This is a genomic window from Candidatus Nitrospira nitrosa (assembly GCF_001458735.1).
Classification (GTDB): domain Bacteria; phylum Nitrospirota; class Nitrospiria; order Nitrospirales; family Nitrospiraceae; genus Nitrospira_D; species Nitrospira_D nitrosa.
Genome location: NZ_CZQA01000009.1, coordinates 365574 through 386749, shown reverse-complemented (window position 1 = coordinate 386749; position 21176 = coordinate 365574). Strand labels below are relative to the sequence as shown.

Below are 21176 nucleotides of genomic sequence, written 5' to 3'. Positions count from 1 at the left end.
TGACGGATAACACGCGGCAGGCACGCAGCAGTCGTCTTGCCGTCTTTGTGAAGGAAGGAGCGCAAGATGGCTGTCCATGTGGATGAGATGAGGAAGATGTTCTCGACGAAGCCGCATTCGGTCGTGGGGGACAGAGACCACAATCCATATTTGAATCGACAGGCAGAGCGTGAGTCGAATGCCCGTAGTTATCCGAGACGGTTACCCTTGGCGCTCAGCAAAGCCAAAGGCATCTATGTGCAGGATACCGAAGGGCGAACCTACATCGATTGTCTCGCCGGTGCCGGCGCGTTGACGTTGGGACACAATCATCCGGTCGTCCTGGAGGCCATCCAACAGCTGTTGGAGGAAGGCGTTCCCTTTCAGACGCTCGATCTGACCACGCCGGTGAAGGATCGCTTTGTCGATGCGCTGTTCGGTGCATTGCCGAAAGCGTTCGCGGAAGAGGCGCGGATCCAGTTCTGCGGTCCCTCCGGAGCCGACGCAGTGGAGGCTGCCGTCAAGCTGGTGAAGACGGCGACTGGGCGTCGAACGATTCTCTCGTTTCACGGCGCATACCACGGGATGACGCACGGAGGGATGGCGCTTACCGGTCATCTCGCACCGAAAGCCGCCGTCAGCGGTCTGATGCCGGATGTCCAGTTCCTTCCATACCCGTACGAATATCGTTGCCCGTTCGGTGTGGGCGGCGAGGAGGGCCATCGTCTCTCCAGTACCTATATCGAGCGGTTGCTCGACGATCCTAACAGCGGAGTCGTCTCACCGGCGGCTGTCATTCTGGAAGTCGTTCAGGGAGAGGGGGGGGTGATTCCTTCACCGGATGCCTGGCTCCGGGACATTCGTCGTATCACCAAAGATCGCAACATCCCGTTGATCATAGATGAGATTCAGACCGGATTGGGACGAACCGGGTCACTATTTGCGTTCGAACGGGCCGGGATCATTCCCGATGCGGTGGTCTTGTCGAAGGCGATCGGTGGTGGATTGCCGTTGAGTGTGGTCGTGTACCGAGCTGAGCTGGATCAATGGCAACCGGGAGCGCATGCCGGCACCTTTCGCGGCAATCAGATGGCCATGGCGGCAGGAGCCGCGACGATAGAGTTCGTCAGGACCCATCGACTCGATCAGCACGCGCAGATCATGGGAGAGCGCCTCCTGTCACATCTGCGTCAGGCTCAGGCGTCTTTGCACAGTTTCGGCGACGTACGTGGCCGTGGATTGATGCTCGGGGTTGAGATCGTCGATACCAACGGGCGTCCGGATGCCAGAGGCGTTTATCCCGCGGCTCCTGAGCTTGCGCGGAAGATCCAGGCGCAGGCGCTCAGTCGTGGTTTGATCCTCGAACTGGGAGGACGCAATGGATGCGTGGTGCGGTTCTTGTCGCCGCTGATTGTGACGGAGCAAGAGATCGACACGATCGCCTCCATTTTCTATGAGGCGGCTCGAACAGCGGAGCAAGGTGCCCACTGATGAACAGGATCGTTCGTGTCGTGATTGTTGCTGTACTCGTCTTGGTATGCGGCATGGGCTATGCGGTGATGAACCTTCGCGCCTCGCTGCCGATCTTGGACGGGAGGTCGGAAGTGAGTTCCCTGCAAGAGCCGGTCGTTGTCACCCGGGATGTCTATGGTATTCCGACCATTGCGGCCGGATCACGAACGGACGCGATCCGTGCCTTGGGCTATATCACCGCGCAAGATCGGCTGTTTCAAATGGATTGTCTGCGGCGAAGCGCGGCCGGCCGGCTCGCCGAGATTTTCGGGGAGGCTGCGCGCGACAACGATCTCAGGCGGCGGACGTTCGGACTCAACAGCACAGCGAGGGCCATTGCCGCACGGTTGCCCGTCGATCAGCGAGAGGTGCTCGATGCCTATGCCGAAGGTGTGAACGACTATCTCCTTCACAAGAGCACACTTCCATTCGAATTTCTGCTGCTTGGGTATGAGCCCGATCCCTGGAAGGCCGAAGACAGTCTGCTCGTCCTCCTGGAAATGTTTCATGTGCTGAGCGGAACCGACGAAGAGGAGCGCATGAAGACCGTGATGACGGAGACATTGCCTTCCGAGGTCGTTGCGTTTCTCGTTCCGGAGACGGATCCCTATACGGATGCCTTGTTGGGTAGGCCTGCTCGCTCTTCCTCGGCGATTCCAGTCCAAGGCTTGGCTCCCCTGCGGAAGTCTTTGGCTCAGATGGAGGCGCGCAAGATGAGCCTGGTTCGATTCGGCAAAAGCGGATTGGGCTCAAATGCATGGGCGGTACGGGGCGTTAAAACGGCCGACGGCCGATCCATTCTCGCGAATGATATGCATCTGGATCTGACCGTTCCCAACATCTGGTACCGTACCCAGCTCCGATACGAAGAGGTCGATCTGACCGGCGTTGCGGTGCCAGGCATTCCGATTGTTGTCGCCGGTACGAACGGTCTTGTCGCGTGGGGTGTGACGAATGTCGAAGGAGATTTTCTAGACCTCGTACGGCTGGAGATCAATCCCGCCAATACCAATGAATACAGGACCCCGAAAGGTTGGACTCGGTTCACGACGAGACGGGAAGTCATCAAGGTAAAGGATGTCCAGGATTTCGTGGCAGAGGTTCGAGAGACGATTTGGGGACCAGTCTCACAGGATGATCTCTTGAGTGGGCCGGTGGCTATTCGCTGGACCGCCCTCGATCCCGACGCGGTTGATCTCGGTCAACTCGCGATGGATCGAGTCCGGTCGGTGGACGAGGCCATCACAGTCATGACTCGTGCCGGCGGGCCGGCAAACAACGTCATTCTCACCGACCGTGCCGGCCATATCGCCTGGACGTATACCGGCAAGATTCCTCTGCGCCGTGGGTTTGACGGTTCGGTCAGTGTGTCCTGGGCGGACGGCCGTATGGGTTGGTCAGGGTATGTGTCTCCGGGCGCGATACCGAGAATTATCGATCCCCCGTCGGGGTTCCTCGTCAGTGCCAACCATCGCATGTTGGCTCCCACCTCCCCGTATGTCGTCGGACATTCGTTTGCCAACGGATATCGCGCATTCAGAATCTCGCAGCGCCTCGGAGCGATGGAGAATATTCACGAGAACGACCTGTTTGAATTGCAATTAGATTCGACGACCCAGCTCTACGAGTTTTATCGGCGGCTGGCATTGGAGGCGTTAACGGAGGCAGTCGTTCAAGGCAAGACGTCGCTCGTCAACGCGCGACAAGCGCTCCGGGGATGGAATGGGAAAGCCGACGCCGAGAGCCGGGGTTTTGCACTGGTGATCCGTTTTCGCCAGATGCTCTCGCGCTCCGTGTTTGTTCCTTTCTTGTCCTCATGTCAGGAGCGAGACGCACGGTTCAGCTATGACGGTGATCTCGATACTCCATTACGCCAGCTTCTCACGACGCAGATCCCTGAGCTCAACCCCGATCCTGAACACTATTCCACATGGTCGGTGTTTCTCTTGAACGCGGTAGAGCAGACGGTTCGGGAAGTGGAAGCGGAGTATGGCGCCGTCTCCCTGACCGAGATGATGTGGGGGCATTTGAATCGTGTGCGGATAGAGCATCCCTTGAGCGGAGTACTTCCGGGACTGGGTTATCTCCTCAATATGCCGAATGAACCTGCATCCGGATGCGGACAATGTGTTCGGGTGATGGAAGATGGTCTCGGAGCGAGCCAAAGGCTCGTGGTGTCTCCAGGCCATCAGGACGAAGGCATTCAGCATATGCCGGGTGGACAGTCCGGGCATCCATTTTCACCGCACTATCGTGATCAGCATCCGTACTGGAGTCATGGGATAGCGCTCCCATTCTTGGCCGGAACGCCGGTCCATACTTTGACGCTGGTTCGTCCTGCACGAACGGCACAGAGGGCGCGTGAGCACAACCAATACTGGGCGAACGCTACAAACAAGAGGAGGAATGATGAACAGCGAAGAGCGTGAAGACACAACCGTGTATAAGGTCGTCGTGAATCATGAGGAGCAATACTCGATCTGGCCATCATATCGTGAGAATCCGCTTGGATGGAGAGACGAGGGGAAAACTGGACTCAAGGCCGAATGTCTGGCCCATATCGCGAAAGTATGGACCGACATGCGTCCGTTGAGTTTGAGGAAATGGATGGAGGAACAAGCCAAGGCAGAGAAGGCGACGCCCTCATGCTGACGGTCTCACGTTCGTCTCGATGGATCGTGACTCATCGGTCGGTCGAATCCGGGTTGCGATTGATCTGCTTCCCATATGCAGGAGCAGGAGCTTCTATGTTCCGAAGCTGGGCCGGCAGTGAATCCTTACCGGATATTGAAGTCTGTGCCGTTCAACTTCCGGGACGAGAGGCCAGAATCACCGAGTCGCCTGTCGGTGATATCAGACAGCTGGTAAAGACGTTGCGCGAGGAATTGGAGCCCTACCTGGAGCGGCCCTTCGCTTTTATGGGTCATAGCATCGGGGCGTTGGTGAGTTTCGAACTGGCGCGCGAGTTGCGCCGGAGTGTGGGAGTCCAGCCACGTCATCTTTTCGTGTCCGGTTGTCCGGCTCCTCATCTTCCTGGTTCAGAACGGATCTGTGACCTGCCCGACGACGAATTCCTTGAACGATTGTATGGGTTCAACGGCACCCCGCCTGAAGTTCTCAACCATCCGGAACTGATGCAATTGATGCTTCCCGCGCTTCGTGCGGACTTCTCGCTTCGTGATCGATACCTCTACAAAGAGGAGCCTCCGCTGACCTGTCCCATCACGGCTTTTGGAGGAATGAGCGATCAACTTGTGGATAGTCTGATGTTGCGGGCTTGGCGGCAGTATACCGACCAGCGATTTCAGTTGTGGCTGTTTCAAGGAGACCACTTTTTCCTGAGGAGTGCACAAGAGACCATGCTCCAAACGTTGTTCTCTGAGTTGGCGGTCCACGGGAGTGTACGATGAACGCCATAACTGCAGAACGGCCCGATAATTCGACGAGGCCGACGCCGGCGTCTCTCATGGACGGAGACGTACATGTCTGGTGCGCCGACTTGCGGGAACGATGGCCGGAATCCGTTCTGTACGAGTTGCTCAGCGAAGAAGAGCGGACTCGCGCATCGCGCTTTGCGTTTGAGGAAGATCGTCGACGGTACGTGCACGCGCACGGCCTGCTGAGGATTTTGCTTGGGCGGTATCTCGGCCGTTCGCCGGCGTCAATCCAATTCATGATCGGGTGCCACGGCAAGCCGTGTTTGCGGTCGGAGAATGAAACGATGCATTTCAACCTTTCACATGCGCGGGCTCTTGTGCTCTGTGCTTTCGCTCGCGATCGAGAGGTCGGTATCGATGTTGAATGGCGCGACCGTGAATTGTCGTGGCACGACGTGGCCGAGTACACCTGCTCGAAACGGGAGCAGGCAATATTGTCTTCTTTGGTCGGGCCGGCGCAGGTCGATACGTTTTATTCCTGGTGGACGCTCAAGGAAGCCTACATCAAGGCTGTCGGAGTCGGTCTGACCCTGCCGTTGAATCAAATCGAGGTGGCCGGTCGGTGTGGGGCGCAGGTTCCGACTCCGGCAGACGGTGATATCAGAGATCCTCGCTGGGCCATGCTGACCCTTCCCTTGTGGTCCGAGTATGCGGGAGCACTGGTGACAGAAGGTCATGCTGCAAGGATCCGTTGTTTCCAATGGGGGTGGGATTCAGCAGAGGTCTTGGCGGCGGGGTCAGACACGAGCTGCGGAGAAGGGGAGGTCTATCATGCACGCCAATCATAACCATGCTGCACCCATTTCCATAGAAGAAACCTGCGGAGGGACAAACAGTCAGGTGTCTTGTCGTGTGAACTACTTGTCGCAGGACACGCTGCTTCCTGTCGTGATCAGTCCTGTAGACATGCGATCGTTGGTTGAATACCGGGACGTCGTCGGCCGGATGATTAGTAGCTATCTTTCCACCGTCGGTGGTGTGTTGTTCAGGGGGTTTCCGATCGAATCAGTGGCCGACTTCGACACGTTTGTCCGGATGATCTCGCCGGACTTGGCGTCCTATGAGTTCGGATCGACGCCTCGCTCCCAGGTGCATAACCAGGTGTATACGTCGACGGAATACCCGCCGCATCAGCACATTCCGTTGCACAATGAACAAGCCTATACCACCGAATGGCCGATGAAAATCTGGTTCTATTGCTCCCAGTCGTCCTCGGAAGGGGGTTACACTCCGATCGCGGACAGCCGTGAGGTGTTGCAACACATTCCGGCTCGCATCAGGGAACGGTTCATCGAGAAGGGTGTGATGTACGTGCGCAACTACGGGAACGGACTGGACGTACCGTGGAACAAGGTGTTCAACACGATGGATCGCAGGGCCGTTGAACAATATTGCCGGTCAGCCGGCATCGGGTATGAATGGAAGGCCGATGGAGAGTTACGCACACGCCAGGTTTGCCAAGCCGTTGCCGTTCATCCGCTGACTCTGCAAATGGTCTGGTTCAATCAGGCGCATTTGTTCCATGTGTCGAATCTAGAACCGGCGGTGAGAGATGCACTGCTGTCCTTTGTCAACGAAGAGGATCTCCCTCGGCAAGCTTTCTACGGAGACGGAACGCCGATCGAAACGACGGTGTTGGACGAAATCCGTGATGTCTACCGCTGTCTTGCGGTCCAGTTTCCGTGGCACGAAGGAGATGTATTGATGCTGGACAATATGCTGGCGGCGCATGGGCGCACGCCGTTCAAGGGACCGAGAAAAATTTTGGTGGCGATGGCCGAATCAAGCAAGGGGCGACAGTGAAGCCGACACATCCCGGCACATTCACCGGTCCTACTGCGCCGGCCGCGAGTCCGACGAACGTGGATGTCTTCCCCGCGAGCTTCGCGCAGAAGCGATTATGGTTTCTCTCCCAGCTGGAGCCGGACAGCGCTTCGTATAACACGGCGCTGGCGGTACGACTACGGGGTGCTCTCAACCGGGAAGCGACGGTATTGAGCCTCAACGAAATCGTTCGGAGGCACGAAGTCCTCCGAACCACTTTCGATGAAGTAGAAGGAGAGTTGGTTCAAGTCATCGCCGAGGATCGCCCGATCGATGTACCGGTGGTGGATTTTAGTCTCAAGTCGCCGTCCCAGCGCGAGGCTTCGGCAGCCGCTGCGGCGCAGGCTGAGGCACGGCGGCCGTTCGACCTTCGCAGCGGGCCCGTGATGCGGGTGCGTCTGCTCAAACTGAGACCGCAAGAGCACATATTGGTTCTCACGTTGCACCATATCGTCTGCGACGGGTGGTCGTCGCAGATTCTCGCGCAGGAATTCGGAGCGCTTTACGAGGCGTTCGATGCAGGATTGCCGTCACCGCTGCCTCCGTTACCGATTCAATACGCGGATTACGCGGTCTGGCAGGGCGGGTGGTTGCAGGGATCGGTGATCGAGGAACGGCTGGCCTATTGGAAAGAGAAATTGAAAGGGAAATTACCGGTGCTCGACCTGCCGTCGGACCGCCCGCGCCAGGTCATCCAGAGCGACCGGGGCGCGCGTTTTCCATTTTCAGTGTCACGCGACTTGGTTGACCGGCTGCAGACGTTGAGCCGCACTCAGGGAGCGACACTGTTCATGACGCTCCTGGCCGCCTTTCAAGTGTTGCTGATGCGGTACAGCGGACTCGACGATTTTTGTCTCGGCACTCCGGTCGCAAACCGGCCGAAGCGGGAAACGGAGACGTTGATCGGCTTCTTCGCCAATACGCTCGTGCTGCGGGCGAATCTTTCGGGCAATCCGACGTTCACCGATCTGCTGGCGCGGGTGCAGGAAACGGTCCTGGGCGCGCAGGCTCACCAAGATTTGCCGTTCGAGCAACTGGTGGACGCGCTGCAGCCGGTCCGCACGCTCAGTCATACACCGCTGTTCCAGGTGATGTTTGCGCTGCAGACCTCGCTGGCTAGAAGCCTGACAATCACATCGTTGGAAGTGAGAGCGATGGAGTTGGATGCAGGTGGCGCCAAGTTCGATCTGTCCCTCGACATGACGGAAGACGAGACCGGATTGGATTGCGCGTTCGAGTACAACCAGGATCTTTTTGATCAGGTGACCGTAGCCAGGATGGCAAGCCAACTGAAGCGACTCTTGGAAGGTATTGTCGACAACCCACAGGATCGTCTTCATGAACTCCCGATGCTGACGGAGAAGGAGCGACGGAAGATTCTGACCGAATGGAACGACACCGCCGCCGGAACCACGGAGGGTCAGGTAGCTCGCCTCTTCGAAGAGCAGGTGGCGAGGTCTCCACAAGCGGTGGCGGTCTCCTGTGGCGAGGAAGCTCTCAGTTATCGTGACTTGAACGATCGCGCTGATCGGATCGCTCGCGCGCTTTCGATCGCCGGGGTCGGTTGTGAGTCCATCGTTGCGGTACTCGGCGAGCGGAGCATCAACTATGTGGCCCTCATGATCGCTCTATGGAAACGCGGCGGAGTCTACTTGCCGCTCGACCCCGGACATCCGCCGTCACGGTGGACGTCCATCCTCGAAACGAGCCAGGCTTCGATGGTCTTGACGACGGAAGCCTGGGCCTCCAGGACAAATGACGCGATCGCCAGACTGCCTGAAGCTGGTCGACCGGGAATACTCACAGTCGAAGCCTGTCTCTCCGAAAATCCGGCTCCTTCTGGTGATGGAACGGCTTGGCCGTCCTCGAAACTGGCTTATGTCATCTATACGAGCGGATCGACCGGTATTCCGAAGGGAGCAATGGTGACGGAGGGCGGTCTGATCAATCATCTTCGGAGCAAGGTTTCCATGCTCCGGTTGGGTCCGAGCGATGTCGTCGCGCAGACCGCCTCCCAGGGATTCGATATTTCAGTCTGGCAGCTCACGGCGGCGCTGCTCTGCGGGGCCCGCACGCTCATCGTGCCCGACGAAACGGCTCGCGATCCGGAGCAATTGCTCCGCTATGCCGACACACAAGAAGTGACCGTCCTCGAAACAGTGCCGGCGTTGCTGCGAGGCATGCTCGACAGCGCGGCCGCGACCGGAAACGAGGCGCCCAGGTTGGCTCGGTTGCGGTGGGTATTGCCCACCGGCGAAACGCTGCCGCCTGCCCTCGTTCGCCGATGGTTTGAGCGATACCGGCATGTGCCGTTGATCAACGCCTATGGGCCGGCTGAATGCGCAGACGATGTGGCAATGGCGACGATTACGGTACCCCCGGATGACACCTATGCCCATTCTCCGATCGGCAAACCCATCGTCAATCTCCGTCTGTATGTGGTGGACGACTGGTTGGAACCGGTGCCGATCGGAGCCGTGGGCGAACTATGCGTGGCGGGAGCGGGCGTGGGCCGCGGCTATCTGTATGATCCGGCCAAAACCGCCGAGGCGTTTGTGCCGGATCCATTTTCAGGTGAATTGGGCTCTCGTCTATATCGAACCGGCGACCGGGTTCGTCATCGTTCGGACGGCACGGTGGAATTTATCGGACGTCGCGACCATCAAGTCAAAATCCGTGGCGTACGCATTGAGTTGGGTGAAATTGAACTGCGCCTACAGGCTTTTCCAGATGTCCGCGAAGCGGCCGCCGTGGTACGCCAGGACCATCCGGGGCAGAAACGGTTGGTTGCCTATGTGGTGCCGCGCGACGGGGCCTCGTATGATTCGGACATCCTCATCCGATCGCTGCGGGAGCAATTGCCTGAGCCGATGGTCCCTTCTGCGATCGTCAGACTTGAGATGCTCCCTCGTAGCGTCAACGGCAAGATCGATCGGGAGGCTTTGCCCCAACCGGATCGGGTAGCCGCCAGAGAATGGACAGCACCTCGCACGCCGACCGAATCGCAATTGGCGGCGGTTTGGGCCGAGGTGCTGGGTCTGGAACGCGTGGGTGTCCATGACAATTTCTTCGAGCTGGGTGGAGATTCGATCCTCAGCTTGCAGGTGATTTCCCGCGCGAAGGCGCAGGGTCTGCCGCTGACGCCGAGGGATCTGTTCCAACATCAGACGGTCGCCGAATTAGCAGAAGCGACAGGCAACAGAATTGAAACGGGCGATTCTCAGTCGAAGCCCGGCATACGAGCGCAGAGACCGACTGATTCGGTCCGGCTCGAAACGGCGCGCCGATTGTATGCCGAAGCTGAAGACGTCTATCCGCTCACACCCTTGCAGCAGGGACTCTTGTTTCACAGCCTGTACGAACCGCAGTCCGGCATCTATATCGAACAGCTGAGCTGCCTGCTTCGCGGCTATTTGGACCATGCCGCGTTTATCGATGCTTGGCGGATGGTGATCGGCCGTTCGACGCCGCTTCGTACCGCCTTCATGTGGCAGAAACTCAACAGCCCCATGCAGGTTGTGTTGCCGGGCGAGGCACCCCCCATTATCGAGCTGGATTGGCGTGACCTGCCCGAATCCGAGCAGCGCCAACGACTCCAGGAATTTCTCCAAGAAGATCGACTGACTGACTTTGATCTCACGCGCCCACCGCTCATGCGCCTTGCATTGATCCGCATTGCGGATGACGCACGCTACTTAATTTGGACGCATCATCACATCGTACTCGACGGCTGGTGCCTACCCATTATTCTGAGTGATCTGTTCGCATGCTACGCCTGCTCCACAGGCGGCCCGGATCCGCGCAAGCCGCAGTCGCAGCCCTATCGGGATTATGTCGAATGGATACTCTCTCAAGATCAGACGGCGGCGGAACAGTACTGGCGCAAGACTCTCGCGGGCATGACTGCTCCCACACCGCTTCCGACGGACCTTGCTCAGAATGATGTACAGCCGGCAACCGGGTACGGCATACATCGACTGGCGATCTCCGCCGCCAGGACCTCTGCTCTTCAGGCTTATGCTTCCAAGGAACGCATCACGGTCAATACCTTGGTACAGGGAGCTTGGGCATTGTTGCTGAGCCGTTACAGTGGTGAAGACGATGTGTTGTTCGGCACGACGGTATCAGGAAGATCGGCTGATGTCCCCGGCATCGAGACGATGCTCGGACTCTTTATCAACACGCTGCCGCTTCGGGTTGCCGTGCCGCGAGATGCCATTTTGCAGACCTGGTTACGAGGATTGCTGCAGCAGAATGCTGAGTTACGCCAATACGAACACACCTCCCTGGCTCAGATCCAGAGCTGGAGTCAGATGCCGCGTGGCGGCCGGCTCTTCAACAGCCTGCTGGTCTTCGATAATCATCCCACCGACCAAACGCTGGATGATGGGGGCGCCGGCTTGACCGCTCACGATGTCTCTTTGCAGGGGCAAACCAATTATCCGTTGACCGTCAACGTCGTACCGGGTGATTCGCTCTGTTTTCTCCTCTCCTATCAACAGAAACAGTTCTCTCCAGAGCAAGTGGGGCGTATAGCCGAACATCTGGACATGGTGTTGAGTCAGTTGGTCGAGCCATCTGAGACACGTCTCTCAACGATTGGGGTGCTGAGGGCGGATGAACGACGGCTGGTTTTGGAGGGGTGGAACGCCACTCGGCAGAAATATTCGATGGACGCAACGGTGCCGGAACTGATCTACGAGAATGTCATGCGCACGCCGGAAGCGACGGCAGTGCGGTTCGACGAGCAGGCACTGAGTTATCGAGAACTATGGACCAGAAGCCAAGCATTGGCGTCGGAACTGCGCCGGCATGGGGTGGGACCCGATGTACTGGTCGGGATCTGCACCGAACGGTCTCTGGAATTAATCGTCGGTCTATTGGGTATTTGGCAGGCAGGGGGCGCCTATGTGCCGATCGACCCCAGGTATCCGGCCGATCGAATCGGCTACATGTTGGCCGATGCGGCTCCGCCGATCTTACTGATGCAACCGGCGCTGCGGGAACAGCTTCCGCCGTTCGCCGGCCTGTATCTGGAACTATACGCCGCAGCTTCGGTAGCTGAAACACCGGTACTCCCGCCAACGCCGGTACGGCTCCAACATCTGGCGTACACGATCTATACGTCCGGCTCAACGGGGCGGCCGAAAGGCGCGGGGAACACGCACGGCGGACTGCTCAACCGGCTGCAATGGATGCAGGAATATTTCAGCCTGACGCCGGCAGACCGTGTGTTGCAGAAAACGCCGTTTGGTTTTGACGTTTCGGTGTGGGAGTTGTTCTGGCCCCTGATGACGGGAGCGGAATTGGTGTTGGCCCAACCGGATGAACACAAAGACGGGTTGCGGCTCAAAGAGCGGATCGTCAAGCAGAAGATCACGACGCTGCACTTCGTGCCGCCGATGTTGCAGGCATTTCTGGAAACACCGGGTGTGCAAGCCTGCGCCGGGTCGTTGCGGCGAGTGATCTGCAGCGGTGAAGCGCTGACGGCGACGGTGCAGCAGCAGTGTTGGACGAAGCTACCGGGAGTCGAGCTCCACAATCTCTATGGGCCGACGGAAGCCGCGATCGACGTCACGGTGTGGTCGTGCGATCAGAAAGCTCCGGCCGATCCTGTCCCGATCGGGCGGCCGATCGCTAATACGCAGATCTATCTTGTGGATCATCGAGACGAGCCGGTCCCGATCGGTGTCCCGGGTGAGCTGTACATCGGCGGCGTGAATGTGGCGCGGGGCTATCATAAGCGACCGGCGCTGACGGCAGAGAAATTTGTCCCGGATCCATTCAGCGCAGAGCCGGGTCGACGCTTGTACAGGACGGGCGATCTCGCAAGATATCGGGCGGACGGCGCCATCGAATATCTGGGTCGATTGGATCATCAGGTGAAGATCAGAGGAGTACGCATCGAACTGGGCGAGATCGAAAGCTGCTTGCTTCAGCATCCAACGGTGCACGAGGCAGTTGTGGTGGATCAGGACACGGCAGCCGGGAGCAAACGTTTGGTCGGCTACGTGGTTCCCCGAATGGGTCATGACGTTACAGGTGAGATGATCCGGCAATGGGTGGCGGTACGGCTGCCGGAAGCCTTCGTCCCCGACCTTGTGGTAACGCTGGAAGCTCTGCCGCTGACGCCCCACGGCAAAGTCGATCGCAAGGCGCTGCCGTTGCCGGATACGGAGACTAGTCGGACGCAGTCCTATGAAGAGCCGGTGACGGAGTCGGAGCACATCCTGGCTGCCATCTGGGCCGAGGTGCTCGGCCAGCCCCGAGTGGGTCGACTCGACAATTTCTTCGAACTCGGCGGTGATTCCATTAATACCCTTCAAGTATTGGCCCGTGCCCATCAGCGGGGCGTGAAATTGACGCCAAAACAATTATTCGAGCATCCCACGGTCGCGGCCGCTGCTGCGGTTGCGGTACCGATCGAGGTGGTCGCCGAAGAAACATCGCAAACGGAGGAAACGGAAGTAGGAACGCGCGTGGACATCGAGTTGTCCGACGAGGACATGAGCAATTTGCTGGAAGAATTGAAATAGGAGACGGAGTGGCAAAGCCCGAGATTCCTGATCATATCGAATCCATTTATCCGCTCTCGCCGATGCAGGAGGGAATGCTGTTCCATACACTGATGAATCCCGGCACTGGGATTTATCTGATGCAGAACCGGTACTTGCTGGAGGGTGACTTGAACTATGAGGCATTCGTACGCGCGTGGGATCTGGTATTCGACCGGCATCCGGTGCTGCGAACCTCTTTCGTCTGGAAAAGTCAGAAACGTCCCTTACAGGCGGTGCACAAGCAGGTGGACGTTCCGCTCGTGTCGCTGGATTGGAGAGGGCAGACACGTGGAGAACAGATCATGCGGCTGGACGCCGAACTGGACACCGAACTCCGCGAGGGATTTGATTTTGCCAAGGCACCCCTCATGCGGTTGTGGCTGATCCGGTTGGCGCAAGACCGGTACCAGTTCGTACACAGTTTCCATCATATCCTGCTCGATGAGTGGTGTATTTCCCTCCTCTTGATGGATTTCCTCGGTCATTACGGGGCGCTCGTGCGCGGCGAACAGCTTACGTGGGAGAAACCTCGCCCCTATCGCGACTACATCGCCTGGTTGCAGAGACAAGATATCAAGGCGGCGGAATCGTTCTGGCGTGGGTACCTCAAAGAATTTCCCACGCCCACACCGTTGCCGTACGACCGATTGCCCGAAGGCCTTGCCGACCAGAATGAAGACGCAGCCGATCACTGTTTATACCTGAGCGCCGAGACATCGGCCATGTTGACGGATCTGGCACAGCGGCATCGTTTAACGGTGAATACGTTCTTTCAGGGCGCTTGGGCGCTCTTGCTCAGTTACTATAGCAGTGAACGGGAGGTCCTGTTCGGCGTGACGGTTGCCGGTCGACCCACCGAGTTGTCCGGAGTCGAGTCTATCCTGGGCCTATTCATCAACACCCTGCCGCTTCGAATTTCCATACAACCGGACCGTCTCCTGATGGACTGGCTCAAAGATTTGCTGGCCGAGAACGTCCGAGTGCGGCAGTACGACTATGCTCCGCTCGTCCAGATGCAGCGGTGTAGTGAGATCCCGCGCGGAGAGGCATTGTTCCACAGTCTGTTCGTGTTTGAGAACGCCCCGGTGGATCGAGAGCTCTATGAGGGGCGGATCATTTTCAAGGGCGAAGAGGAACAGTATCGAGTCCACACGAACTATCCACTGACCGTCATGGGATGGCCGGGCAAAGAATTGGGACTCAAGATCTCTTACGACAAACGGCTATTCGATGCCGACACGACGGAACGTATGATCCGGCATCTCAAAGTGTTGCTCGAAGCGATGGCTGAACGGCCGACTGCACGGCTCGCCGACTTATCGCCACTCAAGCAGGACGAGCGGCGGCAACTGCTGACGAAATGGAATCCTCACATGAATTCCGCCGGTGTGGAGGAGTTGGAGAGCCTGCTGCGGCTGTTTGAGCGGCAGGTCCAGCACAATCCGGACGCAGTGGCGGTCGAATGTCTGGACAGGAGGGCTACCTATGGCGAGTTAAATCGGCGGGCCAATCGTGTCGCACATGCACTGCTTGAAGTGGGTGTGCAACCGGACACTGTCGTGGCGCTGCTGGATGATCGCAGCATCGACCTGTTGACGATGATGATCGGAGTATTCAAGGCAGGTGGAGCCTATCTGCCGCTTGATCCCCATCATCCCGTGTTGCGACTGACGCAGATTCTCACGCTGAGCCGCTCCCCGGTCGTTGTCACGTCGCGGAATTATCTCGCACGACTGCGGGAAGCGGTTGAGCCGATCGACGAGGCTGTACGCCCGCGGATCATGCCGATCGAACGGATTCTCGATGAAGCCGGCCGCGAAGATAATCCCGGCGATCGTGGACTCCCCGATCATCTGGCTTACGTCATCTATACGTCGGGTTCCACGGGTGTGCCGAAGGGGGCGATGGTCACGAGACGCGGCATGCTCAACAATATTCGGAGCAAGGTATCGGGGTTAGCGCTGGCACCATCCGACGTGATTGCGCAGACCGCTTCACAATGTTTTGACATCTCTGTCTGGCAGTTCCTCACGGCGATGACGTGTGGTGCCAGAACCAGCATTGTTCCCGATGAGATGTCGCGCGACCCTTTTCTTCTACTCTCGCATCTTGAACGAATGGAGATCACCATTCTCGAAACCGTACCGGCTCTTCTTCAAGGACTGTTGGATGTCGCATCGGAAACGGAATCCGGTGCCGTGCCACGGCTGCAAAAGCTCAGATGGGTCTTGCCGACCGGAGAAGCCCTGCCGCCACCGGTATGTCGACAATGGCTGGCCCGCTATCCAGCAATCCCGCTGTTGAATGCCTATGGACCGGCGGAATGTGCGGACGACGTGGCCGTTCATCCTATTCATGAGCCACCTGCTACCGACCAGACGAACATGCCGATCGGCCGTCCGATCGAAGGAATTCGGCTGCATGTTCTGAACGCTTGGCTGGAGCCGGTACCGCCAGGGGTTGCCGGGGAACTATATGTAGCGGGAGTCGGCGTGGGCCGTGGCTATTTGCAAGATCCGGCTCGCACCGCCGAAGTGTTTTTGCCGGACTGGTTTGGGTCCAAACCGGGCGCGCGGATGTATCAGACCGGTGATCTGGCCCGCTATCGGCGGGACGGTGCCATCGAATTCGTCGGACGTATCGATCAACAGATCAAGCTGCGCGGGTTTCGGATCGAATTGGGCGAGATCGAAACACATCTATTGTCGAGTCCGCTCATCCGCGAAGCCGCCGTGCTGCTGCATACGGACGCGCGGGGCGAAAAACGATTGGCAGCCTTTCTCGTCGGACACGAGGAGAGAGGCCTGGACGTGCCGGCAGTGCGTGAGCTGTTGCAGACGCAACTTCCTGAGTACATGGTGCCGACGGCGTTTGTGCCCTTGCCCGTGCTGCCGCGCACGCCGAACGGTAAGATCGATCGCCTCGCTCTGGCGGCATGGGATCTAGGCGATCAGTTCGCCAGGTCCTATGCGGCGCCGCGCACGGCGACAGAGGAAATTCTGGCAGGCATCTGGTCCGACGTGTTGGGGGTCGAGCGGGTCGGTGTTCACGATGATTTCTTCGAGTTGGGAGGGCATTCGTTGCTGGCGACGCAGATCATGTCAAGGCTCCGCGGCACATTCCACGTCGAGCTTTCGCTGCGGACCGTGTTCGAATCCACCACCATCTCGGCTCTGGCCGCAGCTGTGGATCGCGCCAGGGAAAACGGCGCGGTAGTTCAGGCGCCACAGTTGGTACCGGTGGCCCGCACCGGTCCGCTGCCCGCGTCCTTCGCCCAACAGCGTCTCTGGTTTCTTGCGCAGTTGGAGCCGGACAGCCCCTTCTACAATTTACCCGCAGGGTTCCGCCTGCGGGGCAAGTTGGATCTGAATCTCTTGACGACCGGTCTCAATCAGGTGATCGAAAGGCACGAAGCATTGCGGACTCTATTCCAGGAAATCGACGGGCAACCGACGCAGGTCGTGCTGCCGTCTGTGATGATCGACATTCCCTTGGTCGATCTTCGCGGGATCCCCGCGGAAAAGCAGCAGGCAGAGTTGATCAAGCAGAGCGAATTCGAGGTACAGCGGATTTTCGACCTGACCCGTGACCCGCTGGTACGCGCGCGAGCCTGGCGCGTGGAGGAAGAAGAGTATGTGCTGCTGATAACCCTGCATCACATCGTCTCCGACGGTTGGGCGATGGACGTCTTGATTAGGGAATTGGTGACGTACTACCAGGCCGGTCTTTCAGGGCAACCGGCCGCGTTGCCTCCGTTGCCCATACAGTACGCCGACTATGCAGTCTGGCAGCGCGACTGGATGCAGGGGGCTGTTCTGGAGAATCAGCTTGCCTATTGGAAGGACCGTTTGGGAGATGCGCCGGCTTCATTGGAGTTGCCGACCGATCGGCCTCGTCCGACCGTGCAGACCTATCGTGGCGCATGCTGCGAGTTTATCGTGCCCAAGGAGTTACTGATGGAAACGACGGCCTTCAGCCGTCGGCACAGTCTCACGTTGTACATGACGCTGCTCACAGCCTTCACGGCGTTGCTCCACCATTACAGCGGCCGGACCAGCATTCTGGTCGGCAGCCCTGTCGCAAACCGGCTCCGGGTCGAAGTGGAAGAGATCATCGGATTGTTCGTCAATACGCTGGTGTTGCGAACGGATATTCCGGACAACCCGCGCTGGATTGATCTGTTGGATCGGGTGAGACATGAAGTCCTGGGCGCCCAGACGCATCAAGATCTCCCCTTCGAGCATCTGGTGGAGGCCCTTCAACCGGAACGAAACTTGAGCCATTCTCCGCTCTTTCAAGTCATGTTCACCTTGCAGACGCCGGCGGAACAATCAATGGAGACACCGGGACTGCAGGTGGAAAACATCGAGATCGATCCGGGCACGGCGCTGTTCGACTTGTCGCTGGACATGGTGGTTGAGACCGACAGGCTGTCTGGGTCATTCGAGTACAACCGGGACCTTTTCGACGAGAGCACGGTTCGGCGGTTCGCGGACGGCTTTCTGAACATTCTGGCCTCCATGGTCGCCAAGCCGGAAAGACGACTACACGATACCTTTTCCATGCCGGAAAGCGAGCGTCATCGGCAACTTGTCGAGTGGAACAATGTTCCTGGTCCCCATTTGACGCCTGACTATGTCACACGGTTCACGGAGCAGGTGGAACGCACGCCCGAATCACCGGCGGTCGTGTGTCGGGCGCGGAGTTGGACCTATCGGGAGCTTCATCGACGGACGAGCAAGACGGCGGATGCGTTAGCGGAAGCTGGAGTCGGTCCGGACTCGGTCGTCGCTGTGCTTGGAGAACGGAGCCCCGAACTGCTGGCGATGATGCTCGGCGTCTTGGAAGCGGGCGGAGCCTATCTGCCGTTGGATCCTCGGCATCCTCAACAGCGTATGGCGCAGATTATGGCGCTGAGTCGCCCCTGCGTTTTGTTGGTGACGCGGGAATGGGAAGCTCGAGCTGCAGACGTATTGCGCATACTTCCCCCTGACAAGCAGCCGCGGGTATTGATCATCGAACAGGTGACGGAGCAGCACATCGATCCCGTCGGACCCCAACCGATCCATCCGCCAGGACGTTTGGCCTATCTGATCTATACATCCGGTTCGACCGGCGCACCAAAAGGTGTAATGGTCGAGCAGAACGGCATGCTGAACAATATCCTGTCCAAGCTCGATAGTCTGAACATGACAACCGGCGATGTCGTCGCGCAGACCGCCTCACAATGTTTCGATATTTCCGTCTGGCAGTTTCTCGCGGCCCTGTTGTGCGGGGCGACGGTGCACATCGTTCCGGACGATGTGGCCCATGATCCAACGGCACTGTTGCACCATTTGGACGAGGCCGGCATCACTATCGTTGAGCCGGTTCCAGCGGTGCTGCAGGGGCTTCTGGCCGTCGAGAGCCGCGTACCCGCTCTGTCCAAGCTGCGGTGGGTATTGCCGACGGGCGAGGCCTTGCCGTCGTCCCTCTGTCGTCGATGGTTTGCGCGTTACCCGGCTATTCCACTTATGAATGCGTATGGTCCTGCCGAATGTTCGGATGACGTGGCCACCCATGTGATGCGTCGCTCTCCGGATGATCCGGATCGTTCGGTGCCGATCGGCCGACCTATCCCGGGTCTGCGCCTCTACATTTTGAATCGCCATTTGACTCCCGTGCCCATCGGCACAGCCGGTGAACTCTGTATCGGAGGAACAGGAGTGGGCCGCGGCTATCTCCGTGATCCCGAGCGGACTGCGGCGGCCTTCGTGCCGGATCCCTTTGGGCCGGACGCCGGAGCACGACTGTATCGCACAGGTGACCTTGCTCGCTATCGGACGGACGGCACCATCGAGTTTGTTGGGCGCACGGATCACCAGATAAAGATCCATGGTTATCGCATCGAGCCGGGCGAAATCGAGGCCAGACTGCTGGAGCAACCAGGGATTCTGGAAGCCGTGGTGATGGCCCGTGAAGACCAGCCTGGGCAGCGACGGTTGGTGGCCTACGTGACGCCCGATGCTCCGGAAACGTTTGATGTTCAGGAAGTGCGGTGTCGGCTGCAAGACGCGTTGCCGGACTATATGGTTCCGAGTTCCATCGTTGTTCTGAATGCATTACCACGGAGCTCGAACGGAAAAATTGACCGTCGCGCACTACCCGCGCCTGACATGGGGGGACAGACGGAACATTCCTACCGGCCTCCTGCCACGCCGGCAGAGGCGGCACTCGCGAAAATCTGGGAAGAAGTGTTGGGATTGCCGCAGGTCGGCACGCAGGAGAACTTCTTTGAACTTGGCGGCGACTCTATCGTGAGTTTGCAAGTGATTGCACGAGCGAAACAGATCGGGCTGATGCTGAGCCCCCGTCAGATCTTCCAACACCAGACGGTGGCCGAGCTTGCGGCGGTGGCCGGACGAGAAGCGGTGGTCGCGTTGGAGGCGGAGCAGGGAGCGATCACTGGTGAAGCGGCGTTGACACCCATTCAATGCGCGTTTTTCGAGTTGCCGCTGGTCAATCCACATCACTGGAATCAATCGGTTCTGCTGGAAGCGAAAGAGCCGATCGTGGAGTCCGCTTTGGAGACCGCTGTGGCGGCGCTCATCGCCAATCATGACGCGCTGCGGCTTCGATTCGTACAGACGGACGAGGGGTGGCGTCAATTGCATGCGCCGATTCCGTCGGGCCCATTCGTTCATCGGGTGAATTTGGCGGCGCTATCCGATCCGGAACGCCAGGCATCGTTCGAAGCGCAGGCCACGCGGTGGCAAGGGAGTTTGAACATCTCGGAAGGGCCGCTCTTGCAGGTAGTCTGGTTCGAAATGGGGAAAGGTTTGCCTGATCGACTGCTGATTGTGCTGCATCATCTGGCGGTGGACGGGGTTTCCTGGAGAATCCTCTTAGAGGATTTGCAAACTGTATACCGGCAGGCGGTTGAAAACCGGCTGGTACAACTACCACCTAAAACGACTTCGTTCCGCCAGTGGGCCGAACGGTTACAGCGATATGCCGAAGCGGAAGTGATGAAGGATTCGTCTTCCGCCGTTTGGCTGACGGTGCAAGAGCGAGAATCAATCGCGTTGCCTGTCGATAATCCAACCGGCAGCGATCGAGAGGCGGCGGCAGAGACACTGACCCTGTCATTGGACGAAGAGAACACGGAAGCGTTGTTACATCGAGTATCTGCCGCATACGCAACTCAGATCAATGATGTGCTGTTGACGGCATTGGCGCAGACCCTCGGCAAGTGGACCGGTCTTGATCGGGTGACGATCGATCTGGAAGGGCATGGGCGAGAGGATCTGTTCCCTGATCTGGATGTCTCACGCACGGTCGGATGGTTCACCTGTGTATTTCCCGTCACGTTAGATGCGACGCCTTCCCTATCTCCCGGAGAATCACTCAAGACTGTGAAGGAACAACTGCGGCGGATTCCGAGCCGCGGTATCGGCTACGGCATCGCTCGGTATTTGACGAAGGATGGTCTCGGGGCCGCCAAGGATCATACCGAGGCAGGGGTTCCGGTGAGTTTCAACTACCTCGGACAGTTCGACGCCGTCGCCACGGACGAGTCGCCCTTCGTTCTGTCCTCCGAATCGGTCGGCAAGGAGCATGATCCGGACAATCCCATGGAATACGAACTCGATATCAATGCGTCGGTCGTGAACGGATGCCTGGAAGTCATGTGGACATACAGTCGCGAGCGCTACCGTCCCGGCACGATCAGGTCTCTCGCGGCGGCGTACCTCAAAGCCCTGCAGACGTTGATCGCCCATTGTTTGTCTGCCGACGCCGGCGGGTACACACCGTCGGATTTTCCGAATGTGGAACTGGAGCAAGACGCGCTGGACGCGATCTTGGAACAAATGAACTAATGTACTTG

Annotated in this window: 8 protein-coding genes; all 8 read left to right on the top strand. The window is 58.5% G+C overall.

Going from position 1 to position 21176, the window contains the following annotated elements; translation table 11 throughout:
• Window positions 1–66: 66 nt before the first annotated feature.
• The 8 genes from COMA1_RS13880 to COMA1_RS13845 are packed head-to-tail and all read left to right on the top strand — an operon-like array spanning window position 67 to window position 21168.
• A complete protein-coding gene (locus COMA1_RS13880) occupies window positions 67–1470 on the top strand; it encodes an aspartate aminotransferase family protein (RefSeq protein WP_090749514.1) in 1404 nt (467 codons plus the stop codon).
• Window positions 1470–3920 (top strand): penicillin acylase family protein, encoded by a 2451-nt coding sequence (locus COMA1_RS13875; RefSeq protein ID WP_090749512.1) that lies wholly within the window; start codon window positions 1470–1472, stop codon window positions 3918–3920. The genes COMA1_RS13880 and COMA1_RS13875 overlap by 1 nt, the downstream gene beginning before the upstream one ends.
• Window positions 3901–4143 carry an MbtH family protein gene (locus tag COMA1_RS13870; RefSeq protein WP_090749510.1) on the top strand — a complete coding sequence of 81 codons (243 nt, stop codon included), beginning with the start codon at window positions 3901–3903 and terminating at the stop codon, window positions 4141–4143. Before COMA1_RS13875 ends, COMA1_RS13870 begins: the two co-directional genes overlap by 20 nt.
• A complete protein-coding gene (locus COMA1_RS13865) occupies window positions 4095–4901 on the top strand; it encodes a thioesterase II family protein (protein ID WP_342672697.1) in 807 nt (268 codons plus the stop codon). The genes COMA1_RS13870 and COMA1_RS13865 overlap by 49 nt, the downstream gene beginning before the upstream one ends.
• Window positions 4898–5716: a 4'-phosphopantetheinyl transferase family protein gene (locus tag COMA1_RS13860; RefSeq protein WP_090749506.1), complete on the top strand. Its 819-nt coding sequence runs from the start codon at window positions 4898–4900 to the stop codon at window positions 5714–5716. The genes COMA1_RS13865 and COMA1_RS13860 overlap by 4 nt, the downstream gene beginning before the upstream one ends.
• Window positions 5700–6731 carry a TauD/TfdA family dioxygenase gene (locus COMA1_RS13855; protein ID WP_218055391.1) on the top strand — a complete coding sequence of 344 codons (1032 nt, stop codon included), beginning with the start codon at window positions 5700–5702 and terminating at the stop codon, window positions 6729–6731. Before COMA1_RS13860 ends, COMA1_RS13855 begins: the two co-directional genes overlap by 17 nt.
• Window positions 6728–13288: a non-ribosomal peptide synthetase gene (locus tag COMA1_RS13850; protein WP_176698062.1), complete on the top strand. Its 6561-nt coding sequence runs from the start codon at window positions 6728–6730 to the stop codon at window positions 13286–13288. The genes COMA1_RS13855 and COMA1_RS13850 overlap by 4 nt, the downstream gene beginning before the upstream one ends.
• 8 nt (window positions 13289–13296) lie before the next feature.
• Window positions 13297–21168, top strand: a complete 7872-nt coding sequence (locus COMA1_RS13845; RefSeq protein ID WP_090749502.1) for a non-ribosomal peptide synthetase — start codon at window positions 13297–13299, stop codon at window positions 21166–21168.
• Window positions 21169–21176 lie beyond the last annotated feature (8 nt).